The sequence below is a fragment of the Levilactobacillus spicheri DSM 15429 genome, assembly GCF_001435095.1.
GTDB lineage: Bacteria > Bacillota > Bacilli > Lactobacillales > Lactobacillaceae > Levilactobacillus > Levilactobacillus spicheri.
Map to the genome: position 1 here is coordinate 149298 of NZ_AZFC01000035.1, position 19886 is coordinate 169183.

Here is a 19886-nt window from a genome sequence, read left to right on the forward strand (position 1 = left end):
AAACTCGCGTATTAGAATACCGCGAATCCCTGACCCCTGTCAATTATTTTGATACTTTAATTTAGTAAGTAACTCGTGCGGCTTGACAGGGACCGCTACCTCCCCGCGTAACGACTGCCATAATAATAGTAGAAGTCGCCCCCATTTATCGGTCCCCTAGCGGCCACCGCCTTAGTCCCCCATGGGTTTGCCCTGAAGCGTCTCTGTTTCGGAAGGACCCGCAGCAGTTTCTTTCGTCGTTGGCGTCCCTCATCATGACTCCCAACGGCCACCAGGGGACTCAAGGTGGTCCCGGTAATCTCACGACAACATGGGCGCCATTTTTGCTTTCAACGGTGCTTCATGCCCACCCAAAACGGGTTCCTTCGTTCGCAGTCCGTTGCATCGATCGGCAACCTCGACTGCTCACGCCCAATCAACCCCATAAAAAAAGCAACCCACTCTTGCGAGTAGGTTGCTTTGATGAAAATCGGTTAGACGACTAGTCTTCGACTGGAGTCCCACCGTTCTTCTTGATAATGTCAGCTTGAACACTCTTAGGCGTTGGTTCGTAGTGGTCGAACGTCATGGTAAACGTCCCACGACCTTGAGAAGCGGACCGCAGCGTGGTTGCGTAGCCGAACATTTCGGCTAACGGAACGTAAGAGTGAATCATTTGTGCGTTCCCACGAGCTTCCATACCATCGACCTTACCACGACGTGCGGTAACTTGGCCCATGATATCACCCATGTATTCTTCAGGAACTTGGATATCAACCTTCATGATTGGTTCCAAGATCACTGGACCGGCACTCTTAACGGCATTCCGTAAAGCCAAGGAAGCGGCAACCTTGAAGGCTGCTTCACTGGAATCGACTTCGTGGTAACTACCATCGTAGAGCTTAGCCTTAACGTCAACTAATGGGTAGCCGGCAAGGACACCGTTGGCCATGGCTTCTTGCAGCCCTTGGTCAACTGAAGGGATAAATTCACGAGGAACAACCCCACCAACGATGGCGTCTTCGAATTCGTAACCCTTCCCACGTTCGTTAGGGGTAAATTCGATCCATACGTCACCATATTGACCCTTACCACCGGATTGACGAACGAACTTACCTTGAACCTTGGTTGACTTCGTGAAGGCTTCACGGTAGGCAACTTGAGGTGCACCAATGTTGGCTTCAACCTTGAATTCACGCTTCATCCGGTCAATGATGATGTCCAAGTGAAGTTCACCCATTCCGGCGATCAGAGTTTCACCAGTTTCAGGGTTGGTTTCAGCCTTGAAAGTTGGGTCTTCTTCAGAAAGCTTTTGTAAGGCGGTGTTCATCTTGTCTTGGTCAGCCTTGGTCTTAGGTTCTACGGCAACCTGGATAACTGGATCTGGGAAGTCCATGGATTCCAAGTGCAGTGGGTGGTCAGTGGCCGTCAAAGAGTCACCAGTCGTGGTGTTCTTCAACCCAATGGCACCGGCGATATCCCCGGAGAAGACTTCTGGGATTTCTTGACGGTGATTGGAGTGCATTTGCAGTAAACGACCAACCCGTTCACGCTTGTCCTTCGTGGAGTTCAGCACGTAAGAACCGGCTTCCAAGGTACCCGAGTAAACCCGGATGTAAGTCAAACGACCAACGAATGGGTCGGTGGCAACCTTAAAGGCCAACGCAGCGAATGGGGCGTCATCGTCGGCCCGCAGTTCAACGGCTTCGTCAGTTTCAGGATCAGTGGCGTTGTAAGGCTTAACATCCAATGGAGATGGTAAGTAGTCCACAACGGCGTCCATCAACATTTGAACACCCTTATCCTTGAAGGCAGAACCTGCGAAGACTGGGAACATTTCCAGCTTCAAGGTTGCCCGCCGGATAGCGGCCTTCAATTCGGCCTTGGAGATTTCTTCACCTTCAAGGTACTTTTCCATGATTTCGTCATCGACGTCAGCAACGGCTTCGATGATGCCTTCATGGCGCTTTTCAGCTTCATCCTTCATGTCGGCAGGAATGTCAACCGTGTCCCACTTGGAACCCAGGTCATCCATGTCGTAGATGTAAGCCTTCATTTCGATTAAGTCCACAACACCGGAGAAGTCGTCTTCAGCACCGATAGGCATCTGTAAGGCAACCGCGTTAGCGTCGAGACGTTCGTGTAAGGACTTAACGGAGAAGTCGAAGTTGGCCCCCAACTTATCCATCTTGTTAACGAACACGATACGAGGAACGTCGAAGTCGGAAGCTTGACGCCAAACCGTTTCGGTTTGAGGTTCAACACCGGCTTGGGCATCCAGAACGGCAACGGCCCCATCTAAGACCCGTAAGGAACGTTCAACTTCAACCGTGAAGTCAACGTGTCCTGGGGTATCGATGATGTTGATCCGGTGCTTCTTCCATTCCGCAGTCGTTGCGGCAGAAGTGATCGTAATTCCCCGTTCTTGTTCTTGTTCCATCCAGTCCATTTGGGAAGCCCCATCATGGGTTTCACCAATCTTATGGATTTTACCAGTATAATACAGGATACGCTCAGTAGTCGTCGTCTTACCGGCATCGATGTGAGCCATGATACCGATGTTACGGGTCTTCTCAAGCGGAAATTCACGAGTATTAGCCATGATTAATGTGTAACTCCTCTCAATTTGATCGTTGATTGAACAAAAGGTGACTACCATCATCAACATTGATTGAGTAGCCACCCCTAATTAAAGGATTTCTCCTTTAAACTAGAGACATGAACGCTGTAGCAGTGTTCCGCTCTAGTATTTTAGCACACTGATGGTCCAGCAGTGTAAAAACTGCCTGATTACCAGCGGTAGTGTGCGAAGGCACGGTTGGCATCTGCCATCCGGTGCGTATCTTCACGCTTCTTAACTGCCGCACCAGTGTTGTTAGCAGCATCCATGATTTCACGAGCAAGCCGTTCAACCATGGTGTGTTCCCCACGTAACCGTGAGTATTGCACGATCCAACGCAGACCTAACGTGGTCCGACGGTCTGGCCGAACTTCGATAGGAACTTGGTAGTTAGACCCACCAACCCGGCGTGCCTTAACTTCCAATACTGGCATAACGTTCTTCATTGCTTCTTCAAACGTTTCAACCGGGTCGTTACCGGTTTCGTTCTTAATGATGTCAAATGCACCATAAATGATCTTCGTAGAAGTTCCACGTTTCCCATCCATCATCGTGTGGTTAATCAAACGAGTAACCAGCTTTGAGTTGTAGATTGGATCAGGAAGGACTTCACGCTTTTGTACGTTTCCTTTTCTAGGCATTGTTCAAATATCCTCCTTGAAGTTGCTTATCTGGAATAGCTGACGGAAACCGTGCGGCTATTCGTTCGTTTCTTGTTAGTCCTTAGGCTTCTTAGTACCGTACTTGGAACGGCCTTGACGACGGTCGGTCACACCGGCAGTATCAAGCGCACCACGGATGATGTGGTAACGAACCCCAGGTAAATCCTTTACCCGGCCACCACGAATTAACACAACACTATGTTCTTGCAGGTTGTGACCAATTCCTGGAATGTAAGCAGTCACTTCAATTAAGTTGGACAACCGCACACGTGCATACTTCCGTAAGGCTGAGTTAGGCTTCTTTGGCGTCATCGTACCAACACGAGTCGCCACGCCCCGCTTTTGAGGAGCTGGATTCTTAACTTGAACCTTCTTAAAACTGTTATACCCGTAGTTTAAAGCTGGGGCATCTGATTTTGAACTATTAGATTTACGACCTTTACGCACCAATTGGTTGATAGTAGGCATCTAACTAGTCCTCCTTCCTGTTTGCTTTCTAGAATTTTTAAGTCCACACATCCAGGTGGTTCATTTTTTCTTAAAGAAAAAAGCCACCGAGATGGGTGTCAATTGAAGTGTCCTCCTCGCCGTCCAGTCAGCATGTCCGGTAAAGTACCAAAGACCTGTCTGCGAAAAGCACCTTGAATAGAATACCATGCTCACCACGCACTGTCAACTCGGTCTCCCAAATTCTCCCACAAACATCCGCCCGAGTTTTACGGAAATACTACTGAGGTGATCACACATGACAGTCATTCTATTCATCTACGGCAGCTGCTGGGGGTCCTTTCTCATGGCGGCCGCCGACCGGTACCGGACCGACCAATCGCTTCTCTTTCCAGCTTCCCACTGTGCCACCTGTCAGACGCCCCTGCCCCCCTGGCAGCTGGTGCCGGTCCTCAGTTACCTGTGTCTGCGCGGCCGGTGTCTGACCTGCCACACCTCGATTCCACCGGTCACGCTCGCCATGGAAGTCGGCGTGGGGCTCCTGGCCACGCACGTCTACGACTGGCCCAGCGGCCTCACCTACCTCGAATTAACGCTCTGGTTGCTGGCAGCGTTGTGCGACCACACCACCCAGACCTTCCCCGGTTGGATCAGCCTGGTGAGTCTGCTCTTGACCAGCTGGGGACATTCGATGCTGCTCGTGCTCCTCATCAGTTCCTTGTTACTCGTGGTCCGCTGGTGTTGGCCCCGCTGGCCCCGCCCCCTCATCGGCGACGGTGACCTGGAGGTGATGTTGTGTTACGGACTCGGTCACTCACTGACCGCCAGCGCCACTTGGTTATTGACGGCTTGCACCGGGGCACTCCTCCTCACCCGGCATTCGGCGTTGCCCGGCCGCATCGCGTTTATCCCCTACCTCACGGCCAGTGCTGTCTGGTGGTGGCTGTGGCCCTAGCACACGTAGCATTGACGTTTTGGGACCATGCAAAAAACAGGTCCGCCCCGCAAGGCGAACCTGTTTTTGTGTGCTCAAGTCAATGACTGGCTTTAAGCTTGGGAGTCTTCTTGCATCTGCTTTTCGAGGTCGCTGATTGAGTAAACGCCCTCGGTCGAAGCACTGCCGACTTCCTTTGGTTTGATTTGCCGGTAATCTGGCATCCCAGTTCCGGCAGGAATAATCTTCCCGATGATAACATTTTCCTTCAGACCAACTAACGGGTCGTTCTTGCCGCGGATAGCCGCGTCGGTCAGAACCCGTGTCGTTTCTTGGAAGGAAGCGGCGGATAAGAAACTGTTGGTTTCCAAAGCCGCCTTGGTAATCCCGAGGATCACCGGACGGGCCGTCGCAGCGATGCCACCAGAAATCAACGTCTGGTAGTTAGCACGGCGGAAGTCTTGGATGTCCATCAAGGTTCCTGGCAAGACGTCCGTGTCACCTGGGTCCATGATCCGGACCTTCCGTAACATCTGACGAACCATGATTTCCACGTGCTTATCACTGATGGCCACACCTTGCATCCGGTAAACCCGTTGAACTTCACCTAAAATGTAGGTTTCAGTCGACAGGACATCCCGCACCCGCAAGAGTTCCTTTGGATCCACAGACCCGTAGTTCAACGCAGCCCCACGGTGAATGAAGTCCCCTTCGGTAACCCGCATCCGAGCCGTGATTGGCAACGTGTAGCTCCGCGTATCAGCTTCACCCTTAATGGTGATTTCCTTGGTCCGTTCGGCTGGGTTTTCCTCAATAGATTCCACAGTCCCCGTAACTTCAGTAATCTCCGCTTTACCTTTAGGGTTCCGAGATTCAAATAATTCTTGAACCCGGGGAAGCCCTTGGGTGATATCTTCGTTCCCGGCAACACCACCGGTATGGAAGTTCCGCATGGTCAGCTGCGTCCCTGGTTCACCGATTGATTGAGCGGCAACCGTTCCGACAGCTTCCCCAACTTCAACTTCGTCCCCAGTCGCCATGTTTCGACCGTAACAGTGTTCGCAAACCCCGTGTTCCGTGTTGCAAGTGAAGGCCGACCGAATGGTGACTTCTTGAACACCTGCATCCACGATCTTTTGAGCCGTGTCTTCCACGATCATCTGGTTCCGTGGCACGATGACTTCACCGGTCTTTGGATCCATGACCGACTTTTGCGTGTAACGACCCAGAATCCGGTCGTACAGCGGTTCGATCATTTCGTTCCCGTCCGTGATGGCCCGAATCTTCAGGCCACGGTCGGTCCCACAATCCTTTTCCCGAATGATAACGTCTTGCGCAACATCGACCAACCGCCGCGTCAGGTAACCTGAGTTGGCAGTCTTCAGGGCCGTATCGGTCATCCCTTTACGAGCACCGTGGGTCGAAATGAACATTTCCATCACAGTCAGCCCTTCACGGAAGTTAGACGTGATCGGCAGTTCCATGATTTCACCGTTAGGAGCGGCCATCAGACCACGCATCCCGGCTAATTGCGTAAAGTTAGAAATGTTCCCCCGGGCACCAGAATCACTCATCATAAAGATTGGGTTCTGTTGCTCGAAACTGTGAATCAAGGCGTTTTGAATGTCGTCCTTGGCATCGTTCCAGATACCAATGACCCGTTCGTAACGTTCGTGGTCGGTAATCAACCCACGCCGGAATTGCTTCGTCACCGTCTTGACCTTCTTGTGGGCCTCATCGATGATCACTGGCTTTTCCTTCAGGTCGGTGATGTCAGAAATTCCGACCGTCAACCCAGACTTGGTGGATTCGTCATACCCTAAGTCCTTGATCCGGTCCAACAGCTTGGACGTTGCCGTCACCTTGTACTGTTGGTAGACCGCCGCAATGATGTCAGACAGGAAGCCCTTCTTGAAAGGCCCAATCAAATCGGCATTTTGCAGGTAGTCATGAATATCTTCACCGGGTTCCAGGAAGTACTTGTCCGGGACGTACCCGTTCAAGTTCGTGCTGGTCGGTTCGTTCAAGTATGGGAACGACTTCGGCAGGATGTTGTTGAAAATCAACTTCCCGACGGTCGTCACCATGATCTTGTGCCGTTGTTCATCGGTAAATGGCTTGTCAGGCATGGAAGCCACTTGGACCCCGACCCGCGTGTGCCAGTGAACCAGACCGTTCCGGTAAGCCAACGTGGCTTCGTTCAGGTCCGTGAAGATCATGCCTTCACCTTCCCGACCGGATTCTTCCATGGTCAGGTAGTAGTTCCCGATAACCATATCTTGAGATGGCGCAACCACTGGTTTCCCAGAGGCTGGGGCCAAGATATGGTGAGCCGCCAACATCAGCAACCGTGCTTCGGCTTGGGCTTCGTCAGACAACGGCACGTGGATGGCCATTTGGTCCCCATCGAAATCGGCGTTGTAGGCTTCACAAGCCAGTGGGTGCAGCCGCATGGCCTTCCCACTTACCAGCACAGGTTCAAAGGCTTGAATCCCTAACCGGTGAAGCGTTGGGGCCCGGTTCAACAGAACAGGGTGTTCCTTGATGACGTCTTCCAGAACGTTGAACACGTCGTCTTCCTCGCGGTCGATTTGGCGCTTAGCGTTCTTGATGTTGGAAGCCAATCCGCGGGCAACCAATTCCTTCATGATGAACGGCCGGAATAATTCCAGCGCCATCGGAACTGGCAGACCCATTTGGTTGAACTTCAACGAAGGGCCGACATCGATAACGGAACGACCAGAGTAGTCGACCCGCTTACCCAGTAAGTTTTGACGGAACCGCCCTTGCTTCCCTTTCAACATGTGTGACAGGGACTTCAGTGGCCGGTTACCAGGACCAGCAACCGGACGACCCCGCCGCCCATTATCGATCAAAGCATCGACGGCTTCTTGTAACATCCGCTTTTCGTTTTGTACGATGATGCCTGGCGCATTTAAGTCAAGCAACCGCTTGAGCCGGCTGTTCCGGTTGATAACCCGTCGATACAGGTCGTTCAGGTCGGACGTTGCGAAACGTCCCCCTTCCAACTGGACCATCGGCCGCAAGTCAGGTGGAATCACCGGAATCGCATCCATGACCATCCATTCCGGACGGTTACCCGATGTGACGAAGGCTTCCAAGATGTCCAAACGACGAACGGCCCGCGTCCGCTTTTGGCCAGTGGCTTCCTTCAATTCTTCCTTTAATTCCTTAACTTCTTTATCCAGGTCCACGGCCATCAATAACTTCTTGATGGCTTCGGCACCCATTTCAGCCTTGAAGGCCTTTGAGCCATACTCGGCTAACTTGTCCCGGTAATCCCGTTCGGACAGCAATTGCTTGCGTTCCAAAGCGGTATCGCCTGGATCCAAGACCACGTAGGAAGCGAAGTAGATAATTTCTTCCAACGCCCGTGGACTCATGTCGAGGACCAAGCCCATCCGACTTGGGATCCCCTTGAAGTACCAGATATGTGTCACTGGTGCGGCCAATTCGATATGGCCCATCCGTTCCCGGCGAACCTTCGAACGGGTAACTTCGACCCCACAACGGTCACAAACGACACCCTTGTAACGGATTCGTTTGTACTTCCCACAAGCACATTCCCAGTCCTTGGTAGGACCGAAGATGCGTTCGTCGAACAGACCGTCTTTTTCTGGTTTCAGCGTCCGGTAGTTGATGGTTTCTGGCTTTTTGACTTCACCATAGGACCAACTCCGGATCTTATCTGGTGAGGCGAGTCCGATTTGCATGCTTTCGAACTTATTGACATCGACCAAAGAAGCGACCTCCCTTATGAATTAATCTTGCGTATTCGGTTGACTTTCGTTATGACTGGCGGTTGGCGCCGGCTTGGCGTCCTTGGCATCCGTCGTTTGTGACTGTGCCTTACGTTGTTCTTCCTGTTGTTGGGCGTACTTGCTCAGCGCGTCAACGTTCACAACGTCATCGTCGTCATCATCCATGTCACGTAATTCGATTTCTTCGTTGTTCCCGTTCAGAACCTTCATGTCCAGACCCAAGGATTGTAATTCCTTGACCAGCACCCGGAAGGATTCAGGAACACCCGGCTTTGGAATCGGATCGCCCTTGACAATCGCTTCGTACGTCTTGACCCGGCCGACAACGTCATCGGACTTGTAGGTTAAGATTTCTTGCAGCGTGTAGGCTGCCCCGTAGGCTTCCAAGGCCCAAACTTCCATTTCACCAAACCGTTGGCCCCCAAATTGCGCTTTCCCACCAAGTGGTTGTTGCGTAACCAAGGAGTAAGGTCCGATGGAACGGGCGTGCATCTTGTCGTCGACCATGTGGGCCAACTTCAGGTAGTTCATGACCCCAACGGCGATTCGCTTGTCGAATGGCTCACCAGTCCGACCATCGTAAAGGACGGTCTTGGCATCGGAGGCCATGCCGGCTTCCTTAACAGCGTCCCAGATATCAGAATCTTGGGCCCCATCAAAGACCGGCGTTGCCACGTGGATGCCCAACTTCCGAGCAGCCATCCCTAAATGCAATTCGAGCACTTGCCCGATGTTCATCCGGGAAGGCACACCCATGGGACTCAGCATGATGTCGATTGGCGTTCCGTCAGGCATGTACGGCATGTCTTCTTGAGGAACTACGACGGAGACCGTCCCTTTGTTCCCGTGACGACCGGACATCTTGTCCCCAACTTGGATCTTCCGCTTTTGCGCGATGTAGACCCGGACCATCATGTTGACACCTGGCGAGAGTTCATCCCCGTTTTCACGGGTAAAGATCTTCACGTCCTGGATAATTCCGCCACCACCATGAGGAACCTTGAGTGACGTATCCCGAACTTCACGCGCCTTTTCACCAAAGATGGCGTGTAACAGCCGTTCTTCGGCGGACAACTCGGTCACACCCTTCGGCGTCACCTTCCCAACCAAGATGTCGCCGTCTTGAACTTCGGCACCGACACGGATAATCCCGTCTTCGTCCAAGTTCTTCAAGGCGTCTTCACCCACGTTAGGGATTTCACGCGTCATTTCTTCCGGTCCGAGCTTGGTGTCCCGGGCTTCGGATTCATACTCTTCAATATGAATGGACGTGTAAACGTCATCGCGTACCAACCGTTCGTTGATTGCGATGGCATCTTCGAAGTTGTACCCTTGCCAAGTCATGAAGGCAACCAATGGGTTTTGCCCTAAGGCTAATTCCCCATTTTCCATGGAAGGCCCATCGGCAATGACTTCGTCGTTATCGACGTGGTCGCCGACCTTTACGATTGGCCGTTGGTTGTAGTTCTTACCACCGTTTGACCGGCGGAACTTCATTAATTTGTAAGTGTCCAAGGCACCGTCGTCACGCCGAACGCGAATCTCACGCGCATCCACGTATTCAACGGTCCCATCGTGTTCACTGATCAAGGCGACCCCAGAGTCATGGGCAGCCTTGTATTCGATCCCAGTTCCGACTAATGGTGCGTGTGGGTTCAGCAATGGCACAGCTTGCCGTTGCATGTTGGCCCCCATCAGCGCCCGGTTGGAGTCATCGTTTTCCAAGAAAGGAATGCAGGCCGTGGCCACGGCAACAACTTGCTTAGGCGAAACGTCCATGTAGTCGATGCGGTCAGCCGTGGTTTCGATGTTTTCGGACTTCGCCCGCGCCATGATGGTGTCGGTCGCAAAGGACCCGTCATCGTTCAACGGCGTGTTGGCTTGTGCGACCACGTAGTTATCTTCTTCGTCGGCCGTCAGGTAGTCGATCTTGTCGGTTACCTTGTGCGTGCCCCATGAAACCCGCCGGTAAGGCGTTTCGATGAACCCGTACTTGTTGACCCGGGCGTAACTGGACAGACTGTTGATCAGTCCAATGTTCGGGCCTTCAGGCGTTTCAATCGGGCACATCCGACCATAGTGGGTGTAGTGCACGTCCCGGACTTCATAACCGGCCCGGTCACGCGTCAACCCACCAGGTCCCAAGGCGGACAAACGACGCTTATGCGTTAATTCGCCCAATGGGTTGGTTTGGTCCATGAATTGTGACAGTTGTGATGATCCAAAGAATTCCTTGATGGAAGCAACCACTGGCCGAATGTTGATCAGTTGTTGTGGCGTCACCGTCGCAGCATCCTGAATGGACATCCGTTCCCGCACAACCCGTTCCATCCGGGATAACCCGATCCGGAATTGGTTCTGCAACAGTTCCCCAACGGAACGAATCCGCCGGTTCCCCAAGTGGTCGATGTCATCGGTGTTCCCGATACCGATCTGCAGGTCGAAGAAGTAGTTCATCGAAGCGATGATGTCGGCTGGACGAATGTGCTTCAACTTCAGGTCGATGTTGCCGTTTCCGATAACGGGAACTTCTTGTTCGGGGTCATCCGGTGATTGGACCTTAATGATTTGTAATTTCAGCGGTTCCGTAACAACCGCTTCGTCGGATGGTTGGAAAGTGACCATCTTGAAGTCGTCACGATCCAGGTAAGGCGCCAGGTTCTTCATGACGTCCTTGTCCACCGTCGTGCCCTTTTGAACGATGACTTCACCGGTATCCGGATCAGCCAGCGTCTCGGCCAAGGTCAGGCCCAACAGACGGGTCTTTAAGCTCAGCTTCTTGTTGGTCTTGTAACGGCCAACGGGGGCCATGTCGTAACGCTTCGGGTCAAAGAACCGCGCCGTCAACAGACTCCGTGAAGAGTCGGCCGTCTTCGGTTCACCTGGCCGCAAGCGTTCGTAGATATCCTTCAAGGATTCCTCGACCCGTGAGTCGTCGGTGTTCTTGTGGATGTCCTTTTCCAACGTCGCCATCAGGCTTTCGTTGTCGCCCAAGATGTCCAAGATCTCATCGTCAGAACCGAACCCTAAGGCCCGCACTAACTCGGTCATTGGAATCTTCCGCGTCCGGTCGATCCGCACGTAGGAAATGTTCTTCGCGTCGGTTTCGAATTCCAACCAAGCACCCCGGTTAGGAATGACCGTGGCACCAAAGATGGTCCGGCCGTTCTTATCGGTATCTTCATTGAAGTAAACCCCTGGCGAACGAACTAATTGGGAAACAATAACCCGTTCAGCCCCATTGATAATGAACGTCCCTTGGTGCGTCATTAATGGGAAGTCGCCGAAGAAGACATCTTGTGACTTGATTTCGCCCGTCTCGTGGTTCGTTAGCCGTAAGGTGACGTGCAACGGTGCTGAGTAGTTCGCGTCATGTTCCCGCGCTTCGTCCACCGTGTACTTTGGTTCTAGTAATTGATAATCAACAAACTCTAACGAAAGGTTTCCTTGAAAATCCTCGATTGGCATGATGTCATCGAACATATCACGTAACCCTTCATCGAGGAACCAATTATAGGAATTGGTTTGAATCTCGATCAAGTTTGGTAAGTCTAAAACTTCCTTGATCCGTGAATAGCTGCGACGTGTACGGTGTTTCCCGTATTTCACTAAGTGTCCTGCCAAGTTGTTCACCTCTCCTATTTATTCTGTGACCGGCCAAACCAAATATTACATTTAGATTACAAATGCGTTTTTTCTTGGTTTTTTGGCAAAAAAAATCCAAAAACAAATCAATATTTGCTTTTGGCTTCTTATAATGGATGGCGCCGGACAATAGATCGGCCCTTCCAATTTCAGTTCACAGTTGCATACAAATGATATAGTACTAAAAACCATCTAACTTGTCAATGAATGACGCTTATTTTTTGACGGCAATTCCAAAAAGAATCAGGCGGAGGAGCGTCACGACCTGTTGGTGCGGGGACGCATCCGCCGGTCCTACATGGTGGAAGTTGTTAAAGAGCGGACTCAGACTGGTGAGATAGAAGTTCGCAGCCTCCTGAGCGTTCATCCCCGGCTGCAGGGTCACCACGTCCAGCGTAAAGAACGCCTGGAGCGGCTGCAGGTAATCGGCCATGAAGAGTCGGCCCAACTGCCCCTGGTTATCCGGCTGGAGGAACCGAAAGCTGCCGTGCAGAACGGTGAAGACGTCGCGCGGATGGACCTTCAACAGAACCTCCGTCATCGCGGCCAACGCCTCGACCCCGTCGGTCTGTTCGCCGGCCCGCACCTGGGCAATGACCTGTTCCATCCCGGTCTTGGCCTCCTGCCCCACTTCGTTCACAACAGCTAAGAAGATGGCCTCCTTATCACTAAAGTGATGATACAACGCTGGTTGCGTAATGCCGACCTCCCGGGCAATCTCGCGCGTCGAGGTCGCTTGGTACCCCTGCGTGAGAAAGGCCTTCCGAGCGGCCGCCAAGATCGCCGTATGCGTATGGGTCAGCTGTTCTTTTCTCTTCATCCTGTCCGTTCCCTTCCTATTAAAAACTGTTGTCAGTGTACCACAGTTTGTGGGGTGACTCAACGCAAAACGACGCCGCAACCCCGGTCAGCCGGGATTGCGACGTCATTTTCATGAGTCTTTCAAGCACTTTTTATTGGTTCGTAACGGGTTTCGGTGTCGCCAGGGGTTTCACGTTGATTGTGATCTTCCCCCGGGTGGCCCCAATGGTCACCTGGTCGTGGGTCTTGACCTCACCCGACAGCATGGCCTCGCTCAACTGGTCTTCCACCTGCGTTTGCAGGGCCCGCCGGAGTGGCCGGGCACCGTACTCGGGATCATACCCATCCTTGGCAACCGCATCGATGGCGGCCGGCGTGAACTTCAACTTAATGTCTTGGTCCGCGACGCGCTTCACGATCTTTTGGGCCATTAACTTCACGATTTGGTGAAGTTCTGGCTTCTTCAGTGCGTGGAAGATCACCGTCTCATCGATTCGGTTCAAGAACTCTGGCCGGAACGATTGCTTCAGGGTCTGCCGGATGGTATCCGCCATCGCCCGGTAATCGTTGGCCATGTCCTCGGCCCCGAACCCAACGGTCTTTTCGTCCCGCAGCTTCGTGGCTCCCAGGTTGGACGTCATGATCAGGATGGTGTTGCGGAAGTCGACCTTCCGCCCCTTCGAGTCCGTCAGGTATCCGTCGTCTAAGACCTGCAATAGGAGGTTGAAGACATCGGGGTGCGCCTTTTCCACTTCATCAAAGAGCACCACGGAGTATGGCTTTTGCCGCACCTTTTCGGTCAGCTGACCCCCTTCGTCGTAACCGACGTACCCGGGCGCCGAACCAATCAACCGACTGGTGGAGTACTTTTCCATGTACTCGCTCATGTCGACCCGAATCATGTTGTCTTCGGAACCAAACATTGCGTTGGCGAGGGCCTTCGCTAACTCGGTCTTCCCGACCCCGGTTGGGCCCAGGAACATGAATGACCCGATCGGCCGGTTAGGATCCTTCAAACCGGAACGCGCCCGCCGAATCGCCCGTGACACCGCGGAAACGGCCTCTTCTTGGCCAATGACCCGTTGGTGCAGGATCTTTTCTAAGTTCACGAGCCGATCCGCATCGGTCTGCTTCAGCTGGGTCAACGGTACCCCGGTCCACTCGGCCACGACCTTGGCCACGTCTTCACCCGTGACGTCCGTCGTGTAGTGGTGGTCGTCCGGTTTAGCCGCTGCCTTGGCCTTGCGGGCCGCAACCTTATCGCGCAATTGGATCTCTTGGGTCCGCAGTTGGGCGGCCTTTTCGAAGTCCTGTTGCTCGATGGCGGCGTCCTTATCGGCAGCCAATTGGGCTAATTCCTTATCCTGCTTGGAAGCCGCCGTCGGCTTGTCCATCTGGTCGATGCGCACCATGGCGGACGCTTCATCCATCAGGTCGATGGCCTTATCCGGCAGGAACCGGTCACTGATGTAGCGCACGGAGAGCTTCACGGCCTGTTCCAGCGCCTCATCGGTGATGTTCACGTGATGGTGGTCCTCATACCGTGGCCGTAAGCCCTGAAGAATCTGGAGGGCTTCGTCACTCGTCGGTTCGTCCACCTGAACGGTCGCAAACCGTCGTTCGAGCGCCGCATCGGATTCAATGTACTTTTGGTACTCGTCCAACGTGGTGGCCCCGATGGTTTGGAGTTCTCCCCGTGCCAGGGCGGGCTTCAAGATGTTCGACGCATCGATCGCCCCTTCGGCCCCACCGGCACCGATCAAGGTGTGCAGTTCGTCGATAAAGAGGATCACGTGCCCGTCGTTGTAGATTTCTTCGATGACCTTCTTCAGCCGGTCTTCGAATTCACCCCGGTACTTGGTGCCAGCGACTAACGAGCCCATGTCGAGCATCATCAGGCGCTTCTGTTGCATGTCTTCCGGCACGTCCCCGGCAATGATCCGTTGAGCCAGGCCTTCCGCGATGGCGGTCTTCCCGACACCGGGTTCCCCGATCAAAACGGGGTTGTTCTTGGTCCGCCGACTCAAAATCTGGATGACCCGCTTGACTTCCTTATCGCGGCCCACCGTTGGATCCATCTTGCCGTCCTTCGCCGCCTGGGTCAGATCCCGGGCTAACGAATCCAGGGTCGGTGTCCCGCCTTGAGGCGCGTTGCGGCGGTTACGAGCGTCTCCGCGCCGCTTCGGCGTATCCGCGATGCCTAACTTCCGCAGAACCACTTTGCGCGCACTGTTCAAATCAACGTTTAAATTCTTCAAAATGCGGGATGACAGGATCGTCTCGTCGCTTAACAGGGCCAGTAACAGGTGCTCCGTCCCAATCTTCGTGGCGCCTAAGCGCTTGGCCTCGTCGCCCGCAATGGCCAGCATGGCCTTGGCTTTGGGCGAATATGGCAGGTAGGTGTCCTGACTCGTGTTGTCCAGGGTGCCGTACCCCGTGAAGCGTTCGATCTCCTCCCGCACGTCGTCGTCCGTGACGGAGAACTGTTGTAAGACTTTATTGGCAATCCCGTTCTTTTCAATGGTGAGGGCCAGCAGCAGGTGTTCTGTCCCCACCGCTTGATGCTTAAAATACTTTGCCTGTTCCTGTGCTAAGACTAAAACACTCTTGGCACTTGGCGTAAATAGGTTATCCATTGCAACTCCTCACTTTCTTAACTCTCGTAACGTAAATGATCCAGGATGGAAATTAACACCTGGGCGCGAATCTGCTGATCCAGGTCCCGGTCGCCGGTATTAATGGCACTCTTATCGATTGCCGCCAACATGATGTTGGCTTCCCGGCGGTTAATGGACCCCGCCTCAAACAGGCTGCGGACGATGGCCAGACCGTCGTGCCGGGTAATATGGTCGCCCACCGCCGTGACCAGCGAATCGATGAAATCAAGGTTATCCAGTAACTTCACCTTTTCGATCCGGATATAGCCACCACCGCCGCGCTTACTGCGTACCACGTAGCCGTCTTGAATCGTAAACCGCGTCTTGATGACGTAATTGATCTGCGACGGGACCACGTTGAACTGGTCGGCAATCTCCGAGCGGCGAATCTCAACCTCCTGGGAGTCAGCCAGAATCTGCTTGAGGTAAGCTTCAATAATATCCGAAATATTTTGGTTCTCCATTATCGTCACCCCTTTGCGCAGTTTTCTTGACTAATGTTGACTAATATTATACGAACTTCCAGCGAAAATGCAATTTATTCGCCTTTTTGACCGGAAATTGGTCGTTAGCGTGGGCGCGCCAGCAACGGCACGCCCACCCTGTCTATATAATAGTAGTTTTATAGGGTGGTCGTCACGTCAAACCTTCCCCCGCTTCTCGATTCCCTGGGGGTGGTGCCGGCTGCATTGGCCTGTTAACAAACGATGCTGCCCGTTGAGCCGGCCGCCGGCTTACGACCACCCACGATTCGCCAGTGCCTTTCAGCAAGCCCCGGTCTTTCATCATACCAAAAAAGGCCTCAGCTTCCAACCGATGACGGTGAAAACCAAGACCTGACCTTGTTTTAGCTATCTGCAGGGTCTAAAAAATCGGGAAGACAAGATTTGAACTTGCGACCCCCACGTCCCGAACGTGGTGCTCTACCAAGCTGAGCTACTTCCCGATAAGAACCTGTACCTATTATATAACACTGACCTAAAAACGGTCAAATCGGGAAGACAGGATTCGAACCTGCGACCCCCTGGTCCCAAACCAGGTGCTCTACCAAGCTGAGCTACTTCCCGATAGTCTCCGTGATGAAATCACGAGAAACAAAAATGCACCCAGTAGGAGTCGAACCTACAACCTTCTGATTCGTAGTCAGACACTCTATCCAATTGCGCTATGGGTGCATAATAAATATTAAGTTAAATGCCGAGGACCGGGATCGAACCGGTACGGTCATCACTGACCGCAGGATTTTAAGTCCTGTGCGTCTGCCAATTCCGCCACCCCGGCAAGGGATGTTAAAGCGGAAGACGGGATTCGAACCCGCGACCCCCACCATGGCAAGGTGATGTTCTACCACTGAACTACTTCCGCATTGGCTATTGAATTAATGGAACCATGCCGACTAGAGGATTCGAACCTCCGACCTCCTCATTACTAGTGAGATGCTCTGCCAACTGAGCTAAGTCGGCAAAATATTATTAGAATATTTTGCATATTAAGTTGAAAATGCAGGTGAAGGGACTCGAACCCCCACGTCATAAGACACTAGAACCTAAATCTAGCGCGTCTGCCAGTTCCGCCACACCTGCGTGATGACGTCAGTTTCAGACTAGGAACCGGAGTCCCGATGGAGGATACAGGGCTCGAACCTGTGACCCTCTGCTTGTAAGGCAGACGCTCTCCCAACTGAGCTAATCCTCCATATCGTTCAATCAAGTTACTTGATAACTCGTTTGAAACAACTATTATAATTTAACATTTCTAAGAAAAACTGTCAAGAAGTTTTTTGAAAACTTTTTGAATAAATATTCGCTTTGCTGAATAATTACTCCCTCAACAACGTATATAATCATATCGTAATTCATTTCAAAAAGCTACCCCTTTTCGCAACTTTTTTGAAAAAAGTGCAAAAAAATTGCCAGTCCGCAGACTGACAACTTGGATAAAGCTTGATTTACCGGGGGTTCAGCCCCCTTGAGAATCGCAATGCTAATTTCTACTTGGTGATCTTCGTGACGCCACCCATGTACGGAACCAGCACTTCGGGAACCGTGACGGAGCCGTCCGCGTTTTGATAATTTTCCAAAATAGCGGCCACCGTCCGGCCAACGGCTAATCCGGAACCGTTCAGCGCGTGGACGTACTGTAACTTGCCGTTATCGTCCCGGTATTGAATGTGGGCCCGCCGTGCTTGGAAGTCCGTGGTGTTCGAGCAGCTGGAGATTTCCCGGTACGTGTCTTGTTCGGGGAACCAGACCTCCAGATCATGCGTCATCGCCGCCGTAAAGCTCATGTCACTGGTCGTTAACGTAATCACGTGGTAAGCCAGTCCCAGCTTCTGTAAGAGGTCCTCAGCGTGCTTAGTGAGGGATTCCAGTTCGTTCCAGGAATCTTCTGGCTTACAGAACTTCACCATTTCGACCTTGTTGAACTGGTGCAACCGGATCAACCCCCGGGTGTCCCGGCCGGCACTCCCGGCTTCGGACCGGAAGGCAGGCGTCAAGGCGGTGAACCAGACTGGCAGATCCTCTTCTGGGATCACGTTGTCCCGGTAGTAGTTGACCAATGGAACCTCGGCCGTTGGGATCAGGGTCATTTCTTCGTTCTTTAATTGGTAAACGTCTTGCTTGAACTTCGGGAATTGGCCCGTTCCGTACATCGAGTCATCGTTCACGATGTACGGTGGTAAGACTTCCTTGAAGCCTGCGGCCGTGTTTTGGTCCAAGAAGAAGTTATAGACGGCGCGTTCCAACCGTGCCCCTAAGCCTAGGTAGTACACGTACCGGCTACCAGAGACCTTGGCTCCCCGTTCGAAGTCCAGGATGCCCAGGTCTTCCCCAATTTGCCAGTGTGGCTTCGGCGTGAAGTCCAGGTTCGGCTTTTCGCCCCACTTCCGCAGTTCAACACTGCCGTCTTCCGTCAGGCCGACCGGCACGTTGTCGTTCGGAATGTTCGGTAAGTGGGCCGCCGCATCGTGGACCTGGGCCTTTAACGTGTCGAGGTCGGCATCCACGGTCTTGATGTCGGCACTGACCTGCCGCATCTCCTTGATCTTGTCGTCCGCATCCTGCTTGTTGCGCTTCAATTGAGAAATTTCGTCGGACACAGTGTTGCGTTGGGCCTTCATGGTCTCGCTCTTCACGATCAGGTCCCGCCGCTTGGCGTCTAAGGCCAACAGGTCGTCGATGTCTTGGGGATCAACGCCCCGAGTAGCCAGTTTTTCCTTCACGAAGTCCGGTTCTTGGCGAATCAATTTCAAATCTAACATAGTTGTTGCTCCCTTCTCTTAGTCGGTGAGACCAAAAAAGGCCTCCGTCACATGGGACGAAGACCTTCGCGGTACCACCCAAGTTCACCGTTGGCTGACCCAACGATACCCTTGAACATGATAACGGTTTGCACCGTGCAGCATTACCTGCCCACTATTCTTGTGCTGGAATGTTCGATGTCGTGGTTCGCAGCTTGCCCCACTTCTCTGACCATCTACTTGATAGGCACACGTGTTTAATAAGTTGCCATCATCATACCGCATTTCCGCCGGCGCCGCAATACTAGAGCGTCGCGATTTTTTCATCAATTAATTGTAAGACCTGTTGGCGCGCCGCAGGGTCTTCCACAAAGTCCAACTCATCCCCGTTGATCTGCATCTTCGGTGACTTGTCGTAGTGGGCGTACCAGTCGGTGTACCGCTGGTCGAGCTGTTGGTAGTAATCGTAGAGGCTCGGGTCGTTGGCAATCTGCTCGTACGACCGGCCCCGTTTCTTGATCCGTTCCAACATGGTCTCGAAGGAGATGTTGATGTGGATCAACAGGTCCGGGTTCTTCTTGTAGGTGGCCTCTGGCAACTCCTGCATCATATTTTGCAGCAAGGAATCGTAGATGTCCACTTCCGTATTAGTCGCCCGACCCAGGTCAGCGTTCAAGTGAAAGAGCAGGGAGTCTTCGAAAATCGACCGGTCCATGACACTCTCATCGTCCGCGTTGGCCGCCTTGATGCTGTCGAGGCGCTTGTTTAAAAAGTAAATTTGTAATAGGAACGCATACTTCTGGGGATCCTTGTAGAATAACGGCAGGATTTTGTTATCATCCACCGATTCATAATACGCTGGTTTGTGTAAATGTTCAGCCAATAAACTCGTTAGGCTCGTTTTGCCAGCCCCGATAGTACCCGATAATACAAGCATGCGATCTCTCCTTTAATTCTTTCCCAATCGGGATGCCCCGTGGCACCCCGTCAAAAACAACACCACATATTGTACCAACCTGCTGGGTAAAAGACAATATGTCGTAGCGACTTTTCACCCCATCATTTCACCTCAACTGGTGGGTCCGGGGGACACAAAGAGTGACCGGCTAGGCTTCGAC

At 52.7% G+C, this 19886-nt stretch carries 11 protein-coding genes and 8 tRNA genes; 1 reads left to right on the plus strand and 18 read right to left on the minus strand.

Annotated features, from left to right (window positions below):
• Positions 1–481: 481 nt before the first annotated feature.
• The 3 genes from fusA to rpsL all read right to left on the minus strand — a co-directional run bounded on the left by fusA (position 482) and on the right by rpsL (position 3729).
• Entirely contained in the window at positions 482–2581 is a 2100-nt protein-coding gene (fusA, locus tag FD37_RS09580) for an elongation factor G (protein ID WP_045808359.1), read from the minus strand.
• A 188-nt stretch (positions 2582–2769) separates the two neighbouring features.
• Positions 2770–3240: a 30S ribosomal protein S7 gene (rpsG, locus tag FD37_RS09585; protein ID WP_024746865.1), complete on the minus strand. Its 471-nt coding sequence runs from the start codon at positions 3238–3240 to the stop codon at positions 2770–2772.
• 75 nt (positions 3241–3315) lie between these two features.
• The gene (gene rpsL, locus FD37_RS09590) at positions 3316–3729 is read right to left on the minus strand and encodes a 30S ribosomal protein S12 (protein ID WP_024746864.1); all 414 of its coding nucleotides are present in this window, start codon (positions 3727–3729) and stop codon (positions 3316–3318) included.
• A 277-nt stretch (positions 3730–4006) separates the two neighbouring features.
• Between rpsL and FD37_RS09595 the strand changes: the two genes are divergently transcribed.
• Positions 4007–4663: a prepilin peptidase gene (locus FD37_RS09595; protein WP_056964993.1), complete on the plus strand. Its 657-nt coding sequence runs from the start codon at positions 4007–4009 to the stop codon at positions 4661–4663.
• 92 nt (positions 4664–4755) lie between these two features.
• Here the strand turns inward: FD37_RS09595 and rpoC are convergent, their stop codons facing one another.
• From rpoC to FD37_RS09670, 15 genes are all read right to left on the minus strand, one after another.
• Positions 4756–8403, minus strand: coding sequence for a DNA-directed RNA polymerase subunit beta' (gene rpoC, locus FD37_RS09600; protein ID WP_045808205.1), 3648 nt, complete (start codon positions 8401–8403; stop codon positions 4756–4758).
• Between the two features lie 21 nt (positions 8404–8424).
• Positions 8425–12048: a DNA-directed RNA polymerase subunit beta gene (gene rpoB / locus FD37_RS09605; protein ID WP_045808358.1), complete on the minus strand. Its 3624-nt coding sequence runs from the start codon at positions 12046–12048 to the stop codon at positions 8425–8427.
• Positions 12049–12283: 235 nt separating this feature from the next.
• A complete protein-coding gene (locus FD37_RS09610) occupies positions 12284–12889 on the minus strand; it encodes a TetR/AcrR family transcriptional regulator (protein WP_045808204.1) in 606 nt (201 codons plus the stop codon).
• 133 nt (positions 12890–13022) lie between these two features.
• Entirely contained in the window at positions 13023–15506 is a 2484-nt protein-coding gene (locus FD37_RS09615; protein ID WP_045808203.1) for an ATP-dependent Clp protease ATP-binding subunit, read from the minus strand.
• Positions 15507–15523: 17 nt separating this feature from the next.
• The gene (locus FD37_RS09620; protein WP_045808202.1) at positions 15524–15991 is read right to left on the minus strand and encodes a CtsR family transcriptional regulator; all 468 of its coding nucleotides are present in this window, start codon (positions 15989–15991) and stop codon (positions 15524–15526) included.
• Between the two features lie 408 nt (positions 15992–16399).
• Positions 16400–16473, minus strand: a tRNA-Pro gene (locus FD37_RS09625).
• 47 nt (positions 16474–16520) lie between these two features.
• Positions 16521–16594: transfer RNA gene (locus FD37_RS09630), tRNA-Pro, on the minus strand.
• Between the two features lie 34 nt (positions 16595–16628).
• Positions 16629–16702, minus strand: a tRNA-Arg gene (locus tag FD37_RS09635).
• Between the two features lie 20 nt (positions 16703–16722).
• Positions 16723–16808, minus strand: a tRNA-Leu gene (locus FD37_RS09640).
• A 12-nt stretch (positions 16809–16820) separates the two neighbouring features.
• Positions 16821–16892, minus strand: a tRNA-Gly gene (locus FD37_RS09645).
• Positions 16893–16917: 25 nt separating this feature from the next.
• Positions 16918–16990, minus strand: a tRNA-Thr gene (locus tag FD37_RS09650).
• A gap of 38 nt (positions 16991–17028) precedes the next feature.
• Positions 17029–17110: transfer RNA gene (locus FD37_RS09655), tRNA-Leu, on the minus strand.
• A 39-nt stretch (positions 17111–17149) separates the two neighbouring features.
• Positions 17150–17222, minus strand: a tRNA-Val gene (locus tag FD37_RS09660).
• A gap of 295 nt (positions 17223–17517) precedes the next feature.
• On the minus strand, positions 17518–18789 hold the full coding sequence (gene serS, locus FD37_RS09665) for a serine--tRNA ligase (RefSeq protein WP_045808201.1): 1272 nt from the start codon (positions 18787–18789) through the stop codon (positions 17518–17520).
• A 283-nt stretch (positions 18790–19072) separates the two neighbouring features.
• A complete protein-coding gene (locus FD37_RS09670; RefSeq protein WP_045808200.1) occupies positions 19073–19705 on the minus strand; it encodes a deoxynucleoside kinase in 633 nt (210 codons plus the stop codon).
• Between the last annotated feature and the right edge of the window lie 181 nt (positions 19706–19886).